Source organism: Mycolicibacterium sp. XJ870, from assembly GCF_053483975.1.
On the sequence record NZ_JBEFTI010000025.1, the window covers coordinates 1 to 426 of the forward strand.

The window sequence follows — 426 nt, forward strand, 5'->3', positions numbered from 1 at the left end:
ATCTTTCCAGTTCTATCCGACTGGAGGGCAGTGAGAAAATGTTGTGGTTAGCGGAAGTGGCTTGGGATGGCCTGCCGTAGACGGTGAGAGCCCGGTACGTGAAAACCCGACATCTGTCTTGATGGTGTTCCCGAGTAGCAGCGGGCCCGTGAAATCTGCTGTGAATCTGCCGGGACCACCCGGTAAGCCTGAATACTTCCCAGTGACCGATAGCGGATTAGTACCGTGAGGGAATGGTGAAAAGTACCCCGGGAGGGGAGTGAAAGAGTACCTGAAACCGTGCGCTTACAATCCGTCAGAGCCTTCCACTTTGTGGTGGGGTGATGGCGTGCCTTTTGAAGAATGAGCCTGCGAGTCAGGGACATGTCGCGAGGTTAACCCGGGTGGGGTAGCCGCAGCGAAAGCGAGTCTGAATAGGGCGTATCC

The 426-nt window shown here is 55.9% G+C and carries 1 rRNA gene; it reads left to right on the top strand.

What is annotated here, in order from left to right:
- Positions 1 to 426: ribosomal RNA gene (locus ABQF30_RS29565) — 23S ribosomal RNA — on the top strand; the annotation flags it as partial.